Genomic DNA, 1210 nt, shown 5'->3' with positions numbered 1-1210 from the left:
GCCACCACTGCACAGCAACGACGATTTCACCTTCAACGTAGAAGGCATTGTAAAAGACAGCGCATCGCTTTCAACAGGTTCCGCGCAAGATGTACTTTCACTCGGGAACAAAACCGTCATTGTTGATGTGAAAGGCGTAGCGGATATTCCAATCGTTGAACTCAATGATAAATCAGGCATTTGGCAAGAGTTTGATGATGGCAACGTACGTGGCGTTCAAACATTTGTGGATGAAAATGGCCAAGTTGATATTTCGTTCAGCATTCTTTCTGGAGAGTTCAAAGACAACCCGAACGATCATTCTGAAACGGTAACGGTACTGCTTTCCAACATTCCTGATGGCGTTGAGATATTTGATAATGATGGTAACTCGGTCGATTTAACGTTCGTTGGGTACGATGGTAATAACCAGCCAATCTATGAAGCGAATATTACGCAAGCAAACATCAACTCGGGCATTGTGATTAAACCGGAAGCATCGTCTACCGAGAATATTCACATCACAGCAACCACGATTGTTACTGAAAACGATGGCCATACGCGCACCTCAACTGGGGAAATTCGTGTGATTGTTGGCCCTGTGATTGACGCAAGAAATAACTATACCGTGGTGTCGGAAGGTGACGAAGATACGCGCTTCAACATCGACTGGAAACCAACGACCAGCCAAAGTCCAGACGCCAATGAGTTCTTCTCAGAAGTGAAGATTTCTGGCTTCCCTCCGAGTTGTACCGTGTTCGTGGATGGTGTAGCGCAAACGCTCGTCGCTGGTACGTTAACATTAACGCCACAAGCCAATGAATCGGAGCAAGACTTCTCTGCTCGCGTTACGCAGAGTGGTTATGTTCAAGTTGAGTTGGAACAAGATTCCAGTACCGACTTTGATTTGAGCACAACGTTGACTGTGAAAGAGATTGACCATGAGTACGTTGATGCGGCAAATCCAGGACAAGGGATTGCAGAAGCGGTGATTACAGGTTCGGTTCACGTTCAAGTGAATCCGGTTGTTGACCCAGAAGATACCTCTGGTGCGATAGGCGATCAAACGCGCTTGTTGGTCACCGAAAGTAATGGTACTGCGATAGACGTTGTTAAATCGGATGCGCAAGGTGCAATCGACTTTACAATCAACACCTCTGCGGGTGGTCAAGCTGGTGCAAACATCATTAAATATCAAGAGTTTGATGCTTCTTCGGATGAGGTGGTAACT

At 46.2% G+C, this 1210-nt stretch carries 1 pseudogene; it reads left to right on the top strand.

Annotated elements, in window-relative coordinates:
- Positions 1–1210, top strand: a pseudogene (locus tag R7P69_RS24875) (tandem-95 repeat protein); the annotation flags it as partial.

The organism is Vibrio sp. 661, assembly GCF_033339315.1.
GTDB lineage: Bacteria > Pseudomonadota > Gammaproteobacteria > Enterobacterales > Vibrionaceae > Vibrio > Vibrio alginolyticus.
The sequence above is the reverse complement of the archived record's forward strand: the minus strand, read 5'-3'. Positions and strand labels throughout refer to the sequence as shown.